Below are 14,558 nucleotides of genomic sequence, written 5' to 3'. Positions count from 1 at the left end.
CAATCACCTGGCTGCCAACGGGGTCAACCGTCAGATCCAATGCGACCTGATCCGCGGAAGGCTGTCAGTCTGACGAATTAATGGCGGCAATATCCATGACGAGGTATTCGTTAGGGCCTGGTCCGGTGTTCGTCTACGAGTGGATGATCTCCTCGAGACGCTGGCAAGGTTATGCCCAACGCTCGCTTTTCGTCGCGATTCTATTAGCCGCGCTGATCGTCGTCTGGTCGGGTCGAGGCGGAGGCACCATCGTGCCGTCGATTCGAGGGCTGGCGGAGGTCGGTCGAGCTTACTTCAATGCGGCCGTCGTTACGCAGTTGACCCTCGTCCTCCTCGTTGCGCCGGCGGCGACCGCCGGCGCGATCTGTCTCGACCGATCGCGGGGCACGTTGACGCATTTGCTAGTGACCGACCTCTCCAGCTCAGAGATTGTCCTGGGAAAGTTCGCCGCGCGGCTCGTCCCGGTGATCTCGATGATTGCCTGCACGTTCCCGGTCCTGGCGTTCCTCACGTTGCTGGGGGGCATCGGCGGCGACGAAGTCGTGGGGGCGTTCCTCGTCACGATTAGCGTCGCCGTACTCGGGAGCAGCCTGGCGCTAGCTATGTCGCTCTGGGTGGGGAAAACCCACGAGGCGCTCCTCGGAACCTATGCCATCTGGGGCCTCTGGTTGCTCAGCCCGATGATGACCTCTTTCGTCGGCGGGATTCTGGGCGTAACCCTGTGGACGTTCCATTGGACTTTCGACCCGTTCGAGCTCACCGTTGGGGCCTACGGTCGAGGTGGCTCCGTTGGCCTGGGCGATCACCTCTTGTTTCTGAGTGTGACGTGGGCGATCTCGGCTGGGCTCGCGATCCTGGCCGTCATCCGGTTGCGGCCTGTCTGCTCGCGGGAACGAGTCAGACGGAAGTGGCCGCTGGCCACTCGCTTGAGCCTGAGCATGCCCTGGATTGCGGAATTGGAGAGACTGGCCGCGCGATTGCCCGCTCCCTCACTCGATGCCAATCCGGTGCTCTGGCGCGAGTGGCATCGCAACCGCCCATCGCCGTGGGCGCGCTTCGTCGTCGCCCTGTTCGTCGCGCTTTCGATTACGTTCAGCTTGTTGGCAATCGCCACGGGGACGCGGGGGGTGGATCAGTTTGTCAACGGATTTGTGGTCTCTGTTGGCCTCCTGATGCTGAGCGTGACTGCATCGACCTCGCTGGCCGAGGAACGCGCACGAGGGAGCCTTGACGTCCTGATGGCGACTCCGATGTCTACTCGACAGATCGTACTCGGCAAGTGGCTGGGGGCGTTTCGCCGGGTCCCCGCGCTCACGGTTTTGCCGACTTTGGTCGCACTCACGGGAGCCGGTTGGAAGGGCATGAAATGGCCGGTGGCGATCCTCATGGCCCTCTATGTGCTCGCCGTCGGTGCGGCCGTCACGAGCCTTGGCGTGGCGCTGGCAACGTGGTGCTCGAGGCTTGGCAGGGCGGTCGGGCTGACCGTCTTGACCTTTGCCGCCGTCACGGTCGGTTGGATGTTTCTGGTGATGGCGATGACGAGCCCCCATCCGTACGGATATCTGCTCATCGCCGGGAGTCCCTTTTTCGGTCCGGTCGTCATCACCTCGTTCCAAGAGTGGCAATCGACCACCTTGACAGACGCTTCCGTCGTGGTCTGCTGGGTCGTCGCCTACCTCATCGCGGCTTCCGTGCTTCTGGCTGCCACCTTGGCGACATTCGACCATTGCCTCGGACGCGTCAAAAGCAGTTCGGACCGGGAGCCGCTCCGCGAGCCGAATCTGTGGCCAGACCTCGAAAACCAGGCGGTTGGGCCCGACTGATCAGTCGATCGGTTGCATACCGATTTGTATTCAACGTGGGCCCAACTGTTCTGATTCGAGGTGACTGGCAACGTGTTGCACTGGCTTCAGGTCACGCCCGAATCCAGTCGAAGTAGCCAAGCTGCTCCAGGTCTGCTCTCAGTTTGGCCGCTTGTTCCGAGGTGAGGTTCGTGTGTGGGAGTCGGGTGGGGCCGACGTCGACACCCAGGAACGACATCACGGTCTTGGCGGCCCCCATGAAGCCCAAGCCGGCCAGTAGATCGACGAGTTGAACCGAGCGGTATTGTTCGACGCGAGCCTTGGCGAGATCGCCCTGCGAAAAGGCGGCCAACGCGCGATGGTAGATCGGGGCGGCGAAGTTATAAGTGCTACCGACGGCCCCGGTACCGCCCAGGGCGACCGCGCCCAACAGGGTCTCATCCGACCCCCATGGGATGTCGAAACGACCGTTTTGAGCGTGAAGGCATTGCTGGTAGGCCATCAAGTCGGGATTCGAAAACTTGATTCCCGCAAGCGTGGGGATGCTCGCCGTGGCCAGGTCCAGAAAGTCGGGCATGCTGAGCTGCACCCCGGTCATGCTGGGAATGTCGTAGTAGTAAAAGGGCAGGGCAGGGGCGGCGCTGGCGATCTCTGCGCAACAAGCGACGAGAGTGTTCACGTCCTTGGGTCTGAAGTAACTTGGGGAGAAGGCCGCGATGGCGGCAACTCCCAGGGCTTGAGCTTGGGCGGCCAGCGTCCGGGCGTCCTTGAGGCTATTGGAGCCGACATGGACCACGATGCGGAGCTCGGAGCCCTGGGCAACCTCGTTCCAACGTTGGGCCAGAGCGAGCCGTTCGTCCAGAGTGAGCGAATGGCTCTCGCCGGTGGTTCCGCCGATGAAGACGGTTTTCACGCCATTCTCGAGCAAATGCTCGGCCTGGCGCGCGACGGCGGCGAGGTTGAGCTCACCGTCTGCCTGGAACGGTGTGTGAGTCGCGGCGATCAGACCGCTCAGCTTAATCGACATCCTCAGGAATCCTTTGGGGCGAGTTCGGGTCGGGGATGGATCATCAGAACGATCAAGACTGAGATCAACGCGATCCCCGCGAAGATCCCGAAAATGGTGGCAAGGGAGACGTGCTGGTCACGCAGGAGACCAAAGCCCCAGTCGGCGAAGCCGCCGCAACTGATGCTTACCAGGTTCATGAAGCCGTAACCCGTGGCGCGGAGCTCGGGACGCACAATCTGGGAGAGGATCGGCATGTTGTTGCAGTCGAAGAACCCCCAGCCGATGCCGTAGAGTATCAGGAAGCCCACCGCCAGGCCGAGCCGTTCCGAAAGCCCAACGCCAAAAAGCGCGGGCAGAAAGAGGATCATGCCGATTGCGCTGACAAAGATGCGTCCCCTCTCGGACCGTTTCATCCACAAGTCTGCCATCCAACCACCGATACCGACGCCAATTAACGACGCGAGTTGCACCGGGATCACGGCATAGACCCCCGCGTTCCCCTGGTTGAGATGGAATCGTTCCCGAAGGATGTCCGGCATCCAATCTTTCACGACCCAACCGGCCAGCGCGGGCAGGGTGAAATAGATGACCAGGAGGATAAAGTCTCGATTCCTGACCAGTTCGACCCATGCCCGAAACAGCGATTTGGGATGGGCCTTGTCGGAGGTCGGCGATTTGGGCGGATCGCGCAGCAACCAGAAGAGCGGCAGTGAGTAGAGGACGCCGACGATCCCGCAGGCCTGAAACGCGAACCGCCAGCCAAGTTGCGGTTGATCCGCCACATGCCCTGCGAATCCACCCAGGATGATCCCCGCGTAGATGCCCATCTGATGGATGCCGACGGCTCGCGACCGGGTCGAACTTCGGTGAAAGTCGGTGATCAGCGCCAGGGCAGCCGGGATATAAAAGGCTTCACTGATCCCCATCAACGCCCGGGTGGCGACCAACCCGTCGTAGGTCGTCACGTAACCGGTCGACAAGGTCACCGCGGACCAGACGAACAGGCTCGCGATGATCACGAGTCGCCGGCTGAAGCGATCGGCGATGTAGCCGCCGATCGGGCTCAGGAACGCGTAGACCCACTTGAAGGAGCCGAGCATGAAGCCCCAGTTCTCCCGTGAGGCGATGTCGGGGATGTCCGCCATCATCGACATCTTCATCGCGGCGAGCATCTGTCGATCGAGATAGTTCAGCAAGGCGACCGGGGCGAGCAACGCAACAGCCAGCCACGCGGCGCGGCGGATTCCGGAAGAATCCTTGGGGACGGTATCGGCATCCATTGATTCACCACAGGGAGAGAGTGTGAACTCCGCACGCCATCAGTCATCAGTCCTCGGTTCGAGGGGAGCGATTCTTGCCGTCGGCCAACCAATCCAGGGTGAACCGGGCGAAGACGATCCGCTTCGCTCCGTCGGCCTCGTAGAGACAGCCGACAGATCCGTCAGGAAGGGAAGTCAAGCATGAGTAGCCGAAGCTCCCTTTGCAAAGGACACGATGGACAGGCCACGATACCCCTTCGTCGTCGCTAAGGAAGAGAGTGCCGTTCTCGCGTTTGGTACTTTGCGGTCCCGAGTAGAGAAGTCGGCCTTTTGCACCGTCTTCAGGGGTGGCGTAGCGGTAGATCGACGCCATGCAGCTTGGGTCAACCAGCTCCGGGACGTCCTCGACCTTCGACCAGGTGACACCGCCGTCTCGGCTCAGGCAGGTCTTGCGGACGGCTTTGCCAGCCCAGCGGCGGACGTTGAACCGGATCGAGCCATCGTTCAGCGCGACGAACTGGGCCTCGTTGACGGTGCTCGTTTTTCCTCCCTTGGGGGCGTCAATCAGCCCTCCCGGGGCCACGTCTCCCATCGTCCAGGTCTTGCCCTGATCATCGCTGAAAACGGCGTAGATGTTCCAGAGCCCAAACGGGCCTTCGTTCATCGGGAAGAGAAGTCGGCCGGCGTGAGGGCCGTGACGGAGTTGGATTCCGATTCCAGGGCCGCTGGCCAGAGTCGTCACCACGTCGGCCCGCTTGGTCCGGCGGGTCTCGTCTCGTGGCTTCGACCATGTCAGTCCGTCGTCCTCGCTGATGGTGAGGAAGTTGCGAACGATCAGGTCACCATCGTGACCTGGTTGAACCGCCTTGCTCCGCTCACTCACATTCGCCGGGAAGGACTGGTACATCAACAACACCTGACCGCGTTCGCGTTCGACCACAACGCAAGGGTTATTGAGCGAGCTATCGCCGCCGTCGGCAATCACCTCGATCTTCCCCCAGGTCTTGCCGCCGTCGCCACTCCGTTTCAGGACGATCTTGTTCTTGGCCTGATCGGCGTTGGCCGCTCGCCCTTCCGCGAACGCGAGGAGCGTCCCCTTGTTCGTCACCACGACGGCCGGGATCCGGATCGACTTGAACCCGTCCGTTTCCGGGACGAAGACGTCGGTTGTCGTCGGTTCTGCCCCCCTGGCTTGGATCGAGCCGACGAGAAGCAGAAAGAGGCCCCAGCGAAGTCCTCGCATGTCGGATTCTCACTTGGTGTGGCGGAGATCAATCCTCGACCCGAGTTCCATCGATCTTATCGATAGTACCCGATGACATGTGGCTGAGAACGGTGTCTCGGCCGGAACGTATGTGGGTTGTCATCCAGGTTGTGGCCTTCTCTGTGTCGCGTTCCGCCAGAATCACCAGGAACGCGTCATGCTGCCTCACGGTTGCCGCGGCCAATTCGTGCGTGAGTAGCTTGGGCGCCTTCTTCTGCGCTGCGAAGACCTGGGCGATCACACGGATCTCTTTGGCCACCTTCACGAGCCAGCGGTTACGCGAGGCTGCCACCAACCTGGTGTGAAATTCCTCCTCGCATTCGAGCCAACGCTCGAACTGAGGACGCGTGGCGTGCTGACCAGGAGAGATGGTCCCGGCAAGTTGACGGAATCGTGCGCAGACGGATTGCAGATCCGTGAGCAGGTGGTCGTTCGCGAACCGAGCGGCCTCCACGGCCGCCATGACCTCGAGGGCTTCACGCAGGTCGTAGAGTTCCCCGAGTTCGTTCGCATCGGGTGAGCGGACGAAGGCGCCGGCGCCAGGTCTGAAGTCCAGCAGGCCCTCGCTGACCAGTCGGCTGATCGCCTCGCGAACCGGGATCGTACTGGTTCCCAGTTCCGCGGCGAGAGACCGGTTGACCAACCGCGTTCCGGGACGGAGGCTCCCCGCACGCAACCGCTGGTGAAGCCGCTCATAGACGCGTTGTGCGAGAGATACTTCGTCCACCTCGGCCTCGCTCGTCGCCGCGAATCGGTTTAGGTATACCATGATATATCATCGCGGAGTTCCGACGACAAGTCGCCTCCCTCGGCTCGGATTTCGCCCTCGGTCGGTTCACCCTTGACCCGGTCGGGTCTGCCCCGTCCAATAACCTCGGGGTGAGCGAGTGCGCGGGTCGAGTTGACGGATTTTGAATCGACGGCAAACGAAACGATCGGGGTTTCAACGGATCAACAATATGAACAAATTCGCCTTGATCGTGTCGATTGCGTTATGCAGTACCTATGCTGTGGCTGCTGCGCCGTTGTCGTTGCCCAGGAGCACCCCGGAGTCTCAAGGGGTCTCGTCCGCGGGGGTTCTCGCGTTCATCGAGCAGGCCGACCAGACGATCGACGCGATGCACAGCGTCATTGTCGTTCGCCACGGCCATGTCGTGGCCGAAGGTTGGTGGGCCCCCTACGACGCGGCCTCTCGTCACTCGTTGTACTCGCTGAGTAAGAGTTTCACCGCGACGGCCGTGGGCCTGGCCATCGCGGAAGGGAAACTGAGCGTGGACGACAACGTGTTGAAGTTTTTCCCCGAGGACGCCCCGGCTTCTCCGAGCGACAACCTCAAGGCGATGCGTATCAGCGACCTCTTGCGCATGTCCACGGGGCATCAAACGCTGCCGAATCTCGGGCCGCTATTGCCCCAGGGCAAGTCTGCTTCCCCCGGGAGCGAGCCCCCTTGGACTCAGACGTTCCTGGCCCATCCCGTGCCCAACAAGCCCGGCACCCATTTTGTTTACAACACGCCGGCGACCTACATGCTCTCCGCGATCGTCCAGAAAAAAATGGGCATGACGGTGCTTGATTATCTGAAGCCGCGTCTATTCGATCCCTTGGGGATCGAGGAGCCGACCTGGGGAACCAGTCCGCAAGGCGTTTCGCTCGGTGGCTACGGTTTGAGCGTTCGCACCGAGGATATCGCGAAATTCGGCCAGCTCTATCTTCAAAAGGGAAAGTGGCAAGGGACGCAGTTGGTACCCGCAAGCTGGGTCGAGGCGGCCACCGCAAGGCAAACCTCGAACGGGAGCAATCCCAAGAGTGATTGGGAACAAGGTTACGGGTATCAGTTCTGGCGCTGTCGCAACGGTGGGTTCCGTGGCGATGGAGCGTTCGGGCAATACTGTCTCGTCTTGCCCGAGCAGGATGCCGTGATCGCGATCACGAGCAGTGTGAAGGATATGCAGGCCGTTCTGAACCTGGTGTGGGACCAACTCCTCCCTGCCCTGAAGCCGACTCCCTTGGCGCCTGATCCTTCGACTTCCGAGACTCTCGAACGCACGCTCAAAGGTCTGTCTTTGCGCCCCCAGCAGGGGTCGGGGTCGTCCCAGGTGGCGTCGAAAGTCTCGGGCAAGGTCTATCGATTTCCGGCAAACGATCAAGAGCTCGAAGCGATCACCCTCGAAGCGGACAGCAAGTCCGATGCGGTGAACCTCGTTGTGCGACGCAGCGGCGTCGATCAGCGCATTGCCTGTGGCCGGGGCGAGTGGCGGAAGGGGCGGTTGGCTTACGGCCCCTATCTCGACCAACCCGTGGCGGTCAGCGGCGACTGGGCCGAGGAAGGCACGTATACGGCTCGACTGGCTTTCTATGAGACGCCGTTTCTGGTCACGATTCGCTTGAAATTCAGCGAAGGCCAGCTGCACTTCGACTCCGAATCCAACGTGGCGTTCGGACCGACCAAAACACCGCGACTGGTCGGTCAGGCCGACTGAATACCCTCTCCCACTCGACAAGAGTACTGATGCGAAACCTACAAATCGTCGCTTTGATCGTCCTGAGTACGCTGAGCGTGGCGAACGGCCAGCCCGTCCAGCAGGAATGTGATGTGCTCGTGTATGGCGCAACGCCCGCCGGGGTCTGTGCGGCCGTCGCTGCGGCGCGAGAGGGGGCGAAGGTATTTCTCCTCGAGCCAAGCGACCACGTCGGTGGGGTGAACTCAGGCGGGCTCAGCTTCAGCGATTCCAATCAGATGGCTCGAGATGCGCTCCGAGGTTTGTTCGAGGAATTTCATCAGCGCATCGAGGCTGATTACACGCGACGCGGCATCCAACTCCCGTACTCCGTCGCGGAGAAAGATCAGAAGGTCTGGACCTACGAGCCGCATGTCGCTGCGCGTGTGATCGACGGATTGTTGAAAGAAGCGGGCGTTTCCGTCCTCCCGCGGCGGGTCTTGTGGACCGTGACCAAAGAAGGAACCCACTTACGTCGAGTCTCGACGACGAACGGTGAACTTTATACTGCGAAGACCTTTGTCGACGCCACCTATGAAGGCGATCTCCTCGCGGCGGCCAAGGTCGATTGGGTGATTGGACGTGAAGGTCGCAACGAGTTTGGGGAATCGCTCGCTGGCAAGCAATTTCCCAAACCGCCGATCGCCATTTCCGGCCTCGATGCTCGGGGAGAATTGTTACCGCTGATCACCACGAAGGATGCCGGGCCGGCCGAATCCGGTGACCGAAACGTGATGACCTATAGCTTTCGCCTCTGCCTGACGGCGAACCCGGAGAATCGCGTCCCTTTTCCTGAGCCGAAGCACTACGATCCTGCACGGTTCGAGGTGGTCCGACGTTATTTCAACCAGGAGAAGAAGCCGATCCTCCTCTGGGATCTCTATCCGTTGCCGGGAGACAAGGTTGATGCCAACAATGGGATTGGCAAGCAGTTCTCGATGGGAATCATCGGTGGCGGAAATGCGTGGTGCGAGTCCGATTCCAAAACACGCGCGCGGATCTGGGAGGAGCACAAGCAGTACACGCTCGAAATGTATCGGTTTTTGACCACGGATCTCGCGGTACCCCCGAACTTGCGCGAGACACTTGCGAAATATGGTCTTTGCAAGGATGAGTTCGCAGCCTATGACCATTGGTCGCCGCAACTCTATGTCCGCGAGGGCCGCCGAATGCGCGGCGCCTATGTGATGACCCAGTCCGACGTCCTGTCGAATCGCGTGAAGCCCGATCCGATTGCCGTCGTGTCGTTCCCGATTGACTCGCACGACTGTCAACGCGTCGCCCGCGGCGATGGTGAAGTCATCAACGAAGGGACGATCTATCCGGTCCGTCTTGAAACAGTGAAGCGCGGACCGGCCTATCAAGTCCCCTATCGCGCGATCACGCCCAAGCCCGACGAATGCACAAACCTGCTTGTTCCCGTGGCGCTCTCTGCCTCGCACGTCGCCTACAGTTCGATCCGCGTCGAGCCGTCCTGGATGACGATCGGCCAGAGCGCTGGGATCGCCGCGGCGGTGGCCGCCAAGCTTGAACAGCCCGTTCAGCAATTGGATTATCCGAAGCTCAAGGAGCGGCTCCTTGCTCAGAAGCAGGCGTTGGAACTCCCCTGAGTCCGGTTCCTCCCTCGCCAGTCAGGCCGAGCCGGTTCGTGGCGGCAGCGGCGGCGTTCGAGCCTCGACGCATTGAACGTAGGGCGGTCCGCCCTGGGACATGATCCCGGCGGCCCGCCTTGCCGAAGGCCACCGTCTAGCCGCTGGCTCACATTAATTCGGAAAGTGATTCACGGCTGGCCGCTCAGGAGCCCAGCGATGTGCTTGTTGGGGGCAATGCCGGCCCTCGACGCGACCTGAAGTTCGCCATGGGCGCGATTGACTGTCGGCCCGCATTGAACTTCGAGAATCGTCAAGTGGGGAAGATCCTGTTGAGTCACGCTGCGCATGGATTCGGCAGCGGTCCCGTCCGAGATGCAGAAATAGAGGACGAACATCGGGAGGAGAGCGGGAATCCACCGGCGAAGCGAGCGATGAGCAAGAAAATGGGGCATCCTCGAACCTCGTTGTCATTCCAGTCAGGGAATCGCGCCGGACCACATCGTCTCCAGCTAGTGAATGCTAACTCACGTTTCTGGAGAGCGCCGGCGAAAAAGCGATGTGGAGGATGTTTGGATCGATGCGTGTTGTTTCTTCGCCACGTCATGTGGCGTTTTGGGGGGCCTGTTCGGCCTCGAGTCCGCCATTTGAGGAAGCGGACCTCCGAGAAATCGAATCGGTGGAGTGGTCGCAGTCCTAATCTTGAGCGGAGGCCTTTGCTTCTCCTGATTGCCAACATTGATGTGGCGTGTCGTATGCTTTGGATACCAAGGAAATCGTCCTTGGGCCTTGTCGCGAATCACAATCACGAATGGGATTCGAGATTTAGGTGGAATTGACCGTGCCGTCCGGCCCGAGAATACGACGTTCGTTTAAGCGTTTGAAAATGCGAGCGGTCATCGATTGCGAATGGAATTGGGAACAACAATTAGGGTGTGCGGTTATGGATGAAAATTGTCAGGATCCGATTGGCCTCAGTTTATCCGATGGCCGCTACGCGATTCAAGCGAAACTCGGTGAAGGCGGCATGGGGGCGGTTTATCGCGCTCGGGACAACAATCTTCAATCCCAGGTCGTCATTAAGCTGCCCCATCGATCGATGGTCACCGACGCCGAATTCTCTCGCCGGTTCCGCGACGAGGTGAGATCACTCGTCCGGTTATCGCACCCGCATATCGTCAAAATCACTGACGTGGGTGAGTGGGCCGGGATTCCGTTTGCGGTACTTCAGTTTCTGCCCGGAGGCAGTCTGGAGGATCGGCTGACCGCATGGCAGGGGTCGGCCGCACTCGCGGCGATCGTGAGCTGGATCGGTCCGGTCAGTAGTGCGCTCGACTATGTTCACTCACAGAAGATGGTGCATCGCGACGTCAAGCCGGGCAACATCCTCTTCGACGCTCAAGGCCACGCCTTCCTCGGCGACTTTGGGGTGGTGAAAGTGCTGGCTGCGGAGGCCGGTGGCCGCTCGGCGCGGACGGCGATGACCGGCACGGGGATGGTGCTTGGAACGCCTCACTACATGGCCCCCGAGTTGATCATGGGGGATCCGTTCGATGGCCGAGTCGATCAGTACGCTTTGGCCGTCACCGCCTACGAGTTACTTTGCGGGCGTCGGCCGTTCGAACATGAGGTCTCGACGCGTGTCTTGTTGATGCAGGCTCAGGACGTGCCGCCGGGTCTCACGGCCCACTGCCCTTGGGTGACGCCCCAGTTCGAGTCGGCATTGTTTAAAGCGTTGGCGAAGGACCCGAACGACCGCTACCCGTCCTGCGCCGCGTTTGCGGCTGCCATCGTCGCAGAATCAGGGCTGGAGCAGGGGGAGCGCGGGCGCGCACGGATCCAGTGCGGGTCGTGTGAGAAAACGATGACCGTCACGGTCGAGGCGCTCGCGAAGCTGAGCCGTCCCGGACACAACGCTTCTTGCCCGAATTGCCGGAAGTTGCTTGACCTCGCGGCGGGCACCTCGACGGTGATCCCCCCCAGCCGCTCCGGCCAGTTGGCTCGGGGCGGCACCGCTGTCCTTGACCTGCAAGGCACCGCGGACAAGCTACAATCGCTCAGACCTCGCGAGAAGACCTCGCCGCCAGGCGGCGCCACCGTCGTGTTCGGCAGTCCCAAGCCAGTCACAGGTGCGGAACCTCGATCAGGGCTGGTAGCCGATGACCAAGCCAACGGTCGCGATGAACCCGGTCGCCCGCGACTCTCCTGGTTCTCCATTGGTATTGTGGCGGCGGCCATCACCCTGTGCGCTTGCGCCGTTCTCTTTTGGAGGGCGTCGTCAGGCCGCCCGGAGGGTTTAGCTAAGTCCGCGGTAACCGAGGACGTCGCCAAGAATCAACGGTCGCTTGTGACGCATCCCGTGGCCGGAGGATCGAGCGATCTTGTCGTCGAGAAGGCCGAAGCCCAAGCCGCTCCCGGTCAAACCCTCTTGCCTCGGTCTAATTCCCCCGCCAAGCAGGCCAAATGGGAGCCGCCGCAAACGACCGACTACGTTGAGAGCGAATTCAAGCCGATCTTCGCGGGACGTATGCTCGACGGGCCACTTACCGGTATGAGCAATTGCTGGATGGAAGAGCAGTTCACCGACTTCGTGCTGCGCTTCGAGTTTCGACTGAAATCGCACAAGACACAGCCTTGGTCTGGGATCCGACTCCGACATGGCGGGGACAGCCCTCGCCTGAGTCTCAGCCTGAGCGAGGGGATCTGCGGCGGACTCCTTCTCGACCAATCGCTCCCAAACCTGAAGGAACCGCTTGTCGAGGAGCGCCTGGACGATGTTCACCGGTTGGTCAAGCCCGCCCGAAACCCAGAGGAGAAGTTCGGGGACTGGAATCGATGCCAGGTCGTCTGCCTGGGAAGCAATACGACCGTCACTCTCAACGGGGAAGTGATCAATCATATTGAGAACGGGCCGTCCGGGGCCGGGATGATCTGTGTCACGGACACCGAGCAAGGAGTCGCCTACCGCAACCTCCGAGTCCTGCCCTTGAATCGAGCGGCCGCTTCGCTTCCTCCGGTTGTCGCAAAACAGAGTGAGTCTGCCTCCAAGGTCGTTCGCCCAACTGACGAGAGCCGAGCCGATGCGAAGCCAACGGAATCATTAACCGGGATGCGCCCGCTCTCGGACGTCCCAACCGGCGAAGCCCGCCGCCTGACTGGCCACGTGGGAGGCGTCATGTGCGTGAGTTTCACCCCGGACGGTAAGCAGGCCATCAGTGGCGGGCGCGACCGGACGATCCGGGTCTGGAACCTGGAATCGGGAACGGAAGCCCGTCGGCTGGAAGGCCACCGCGAAGACGTTTGGTGCCTTGCCCTTTCCAGCGACGGTCACCGTCTGGTTTCCAGCGGACCGGAGGGCGTTGTCAAGCTCTGGGACTTCGGGGCCGGTCAGGAGATCAAGGCGTTCACAGGACATACCTCCTGGGTGAACCACGTCGCCGTTTCGCCCGGCGGTTACCAGATCCTCAGCGGTAGCGGGAATTCCGCCGACCCGACGGCCCGGCTCTGGGATGTGACGACTGGTAAGGAGGTCGGCAAGATCCCCCCAGGCGGCCCCGTTGCCTTTTCGCCGGATGGTAAGTTCGCACTCCTGGCCGATTACAAGGACCTCCGACTCTGGGATGTCCGTCGCCGTCGGGAGGTTCGTCGGTTCGGCTCCCACGGTAGCTTCATCAGGGCGCTCGCCTTTTCCCCGAACGCGAGGCAAGCGGTCTCAGCGAGCGGCCGAGTCTGGGATGGGAAGAAATTAATCAGCGGGCCGGACAATTCGGTCCGGCTCTGGGACCTCGCCTCGGGCCGCGAGATCCTACGAATGAACCTCCATTCCAGTTGGGTCAACAGCGTTGCATACAGCCCGGACGGACGGAGGCTCCTCTCAGGTAGCGGTGGGACGATCGAGGCGAACGGTCGGATCACTCCGGGGCCGGACACCACGATTCGCCTGTGGGACTCAGGCACCGGGGCCGAACTCGAGAAATTTGACGGCCACCACAATACGGTGACTGGGGTCGCTTACTCTCCGGACGGCCAATTCGGGCTCTCGGGAAGTGAGGACGGTTCCGTACGTCTCTGGCGCCTCCCTGTTGCGACCAGGCGCGCGAAATAGACCGACTCAGTAGGAAAGCGATCCAACCGAATGGGGACCGAACGGGCGAGTCACCGGCCTTGGTGGCCGATTTGAAGTGCGGAGATCGCCGCCGGTCACAGCGCTCGGTGTTGCCCCTTTGGCTTGCCCCGGAAGCGGGCGAAGCTGGGTGAATTCGCTCCGATCCGTTCCCTCTCGGATCATCACGAAAAAAAAAAGAGGGAGTCAGGCTGTGTACGATCCCCTGGACCGCGCAAGTATCCGGGTATGGGGAATGCAATGATGACGGGACCGCCTGAGATCGAGGAACTCCTGCGTCGTGCCGGTGATGGTGACGAGGGAGCGGTGACCGAACTATTCGACCGCTACCGGAAGCGATTGAGGCAGATGATCCGACTGCGCCTGGACCGTCGGCTTCAAGGACGCGTCGACCCTTCCGATGTGCTCCAGGACGCCTTCATCGACCTTACCGAGCAACTTCCCTCGTATTTTACGCGGCCCGACTTACCATTCTTTCTGTGGCTGCGGTTGCTGGCCGGACAGCGTTTGATGCGGGTTCATCGCCACCATCTGGGCGCTGCCATGCGTGATGCTGGACGCGAGGTCTCCTTGTATAAGGGGGCACTGCCCCAGGCTAGTTCCGTCTCGCTCGCCGCTCAGCTCCTCGGGCGGTTCACTTCAGCCAGTCAGGCGGCGGTTCGCGCAGAGCGACAACTTCAACTCCAATCCGCCATCAATGGGATGGACGAGATCGACCGTGAGATGATCGCGCTTCGCCATTTCGAGGAACTGAGCAACAGCGAGATCGCCGCGATCCTTGGCCTATCGAAAGCCGCGGCGAGCAATCGTTACGTGCGTGCCATGGTTCGACTTCAGACTATCCTCGAGAGCCTGCCCGGGTTTCTCGATCGACCCGGCGAGTAGCTGAGGAAGCAATGGGGGCTACTTTCATGAGAATTCATCGCTGGCTCAGTCCCGTGGTTTCGGATGATCTCGAGTGGTCCCGAGCTGATGATGGTCCGCGAATTCACGCTGGACTCATTCCAAACCATC

General features: G+C 61.2%; 10 protein-coding genes. 5 read left to right on the top strand and 5 right to left on the bottom strand.

Going from position 1 to position 14,558, the window contains the following annotated elements; all coding sequences use genetic code 11:
• Positions 1–95: 95 nt before the first annotated feature.
• Positions 96–1,823: an ABC transporter permease gene (locus tag V5E97_RS35550; protein ID WP_406696274.1), complete on the top strand. Its 1,728-nt coding sequence runs from the start codon at positions 96–98 to the stop codon at positions 1,821–1,823.
• Between the two features lie 91 nt (positions 1,824–1,914).
• Here the strand turns inward: V5E97_RS35550 and V5E97_RS35545 are convergent, their stop codons facing one another.
• The 4 genes from V5E97_RS35545 to V5E97_RS35530 are packed head-to-tail and all read right to left on the bottom strand — an operon-like array spanning position 1,915 to position 6,061.
• Positions 1,915–2,829 carry a dihydrodipicolinate synthase family protein gene (locus V5E97_RS35545; protein WP_406696273.1) on the bottom strand — a complete coding sequence of 305 codons (915 nt, stop codon included), beginning with the start codon at positions 2,827–2,829 and terminating at the stop codon, positions 1,915–1,917.
• Positions 2,830–2,831: 2 nt separating this feature from the next.
• The gene (locus V5E97_RS35540) at positions 2,832–4,091 is read right to left on the bottom strand and encodes an MFS transporter (protein WP_406696271.1); all 1,260 of its coding nucleotides are present in this window, start codon (positions 4,089–4,091) and stop codon (positions 2,832–2,834) included.
• Positions 4,092–4,137: 46 nt separating this feature from the next.
• Positions 4,138–5,313 carry a sialidase family protein gene (locus V5E97_RS35535; protein WP_406696270.1) on the bottom strand — a complete coding sequence of 392 codons (1,176 nt, stop codon included), beginning with the start codon at positions 5,311–5,313 and terminating at the stop codon, positions 4,138–4,140.
• A gap of 28 nt (positions 5,314–5,341) precedes the next feature.
• Positions 5,342–6,061 carry a GntR family transcriptional regulator gene (locus V5E97_RS35530; protein WP_406696269.1) on the bottom strand — a complete coding sequence of 240 codons (720 nt, stop codon included), beginning with the start codon at positions 6,059–6,061 and terminating at the stop codon, positions 5,342–5,344.
• A gap of 232 nt (positions 6,062–6,293) precedes the next feature.
• Between V5E97_RS35530 and V5E97_RS35525 the strand changes: the two genes are divergently transcribed.
• Both V5E97_RS35525 and V5E97_RS35520 read left to right on the top strand, forming a co-directional pair.
• On the top strand, positions 6,294–7,814 hold the full coding sequence (locus tag V5E97_RS35525) for a serine hydrolase domain-containing protein (protein WP_406696268.1): 1,521 nt from the start codon (positions 6,294–6,296) through the stop codon (positions 7,812–7,814).
• A 29-nt stretch (positions 7,815–7,843) separates the two neighbouring features.
• On the top strand, positions 7,844–9,442 hold the full coding sequence (locus tag V5E97_RS35520; RefSeq protein ID WP_406696267.1) for an FAD-dependent oxidoreductase: 1,599 nt from the start codon (positions 7,844–7,846) through the stop codon (positions 9,440–9,442).
• 170 nt (positions 9,443–9,612) lie between these two features.
• Here the strand turns inward: V5E97_RS35520 and V5E97_RS35515 are convergent, their stop codons facing one another.
• Entirely contained in the window at positions 9,613–9,876 is a 264-nt protein-coding gene (locus V5E97_RS35515) for a hypothetical protein (RefSeq protein ID WP_406696266.1), read from the bottom strand.
• Between the two features lie 488 nt (positions 9,877–10,364).
• On the opposite strand from V5E97_RS35515, the gene V5E97_RS35510 reads away from it, so the two are divergent.
• Together V5E97_RS35510 and V5E97_RS35505 are read left to right on the top strand one after the other, a co-directional pair.
• Positions 10,365–13,526, top strand: coding sequence for a protein kinase domain-containing protein (locus V5E97_RS35510; RefSeq protein ID WP_406696265.1), 3,162 nt, complete (start codon positions 10,365–10,367; stop codon positions 13,524–13,526).
• Positions 13,527–13,784: 258 nt separating this feature from the next.
• Positions 13,785–14,429 carry a sigma-70 family RNA polymerase sigma factor gene (locus V5E97_RS35505; protein WP_406696264.1) on the top strand — a complete coding sequence of 215 codons (645 nt, stop codon included), beginning with the start codon at positions 13,785–13,787 and terminating at the stop codon, positions 14,427–14,429.
• The last annotated feature ends 129 nt before the right edge of the window (positions 14,430–14,558 follow it).

Origin of the sequence: Singulisphaera photorubra, from assembly GCF_045290345.1 — a bacterium.
Taxonomy (GTDB): Bacteria; Planctomycetota; Planctomycetia; order Isosphaerales; family Isosphaeraceae; genus Singulisphaera.
This window is presented reverse-complemented; position numbering and strand designations above follow the sequence as displayed.

Coding starts and splice junctions, on each gene's coding strand:
- V5E97_RS35550 (WP_406696274.1), top strand. CDS start 96: ATGACGAGGTATTCGTTAGGGCCTGGTCCGGTGTTCGTCTACGAGTGG.
- V5E97_RS35535 (WP_406696270.1), bottom strand. CDS start 5,313: ATGCGAGGACTTCGCTGGGGCCTCTTTCTGCTTCTCGTCGGCTCGATC.
- V5E97_RS35515 (WP_406696266.1), bottom strand. CDS start 9,876: ATGCCCCATTTTCTTGCTCATCGCTCGCTTCGCCGGTGGATTCCCGCT.
- V5E97_RS35520 (WP_406696267.1), top strand. CDS start 7,844: ATGCGAAACCTACAAATCGTCGCTTTGATCGTCCTGAGTACGCTGAGC.
- V5E97_RS35545 (WP_406696273.1), bottom strand. CDS start 2,829: ATGTCGATTAAGCTGAGCGGTCTGATCGCCGCGACTCACACACCGTTC.
- V5E97_RS35505 (WP_406696264.1), top strand. CDS start 13,785: ATGATGACGGGACCGCCTGAGATCGAGGAACTCCTGCGTCGTGCCGGT.
- V5E97_RS35510 (WP_406696265.1), top strand. CDS start 10,365: ATGGATGAAAATTGTCAGGATCCGATTGGCCTCAGTTTATCCGATGGC.
- V5E97_RS35525 (WP_406696268.1), top strand. CDS start 6,294: ATGAACAAATTCGCCTTGATCGTGTCGATTGCGTTATGCAGTACCTAT.
- V5E97_RS35540 (WP_406696271.1), bottom strand. CDS start 4,091: ATGGATGCCGATACCGTCCCCAAGGATTCTTCCGGAATCCGCCGCGCC.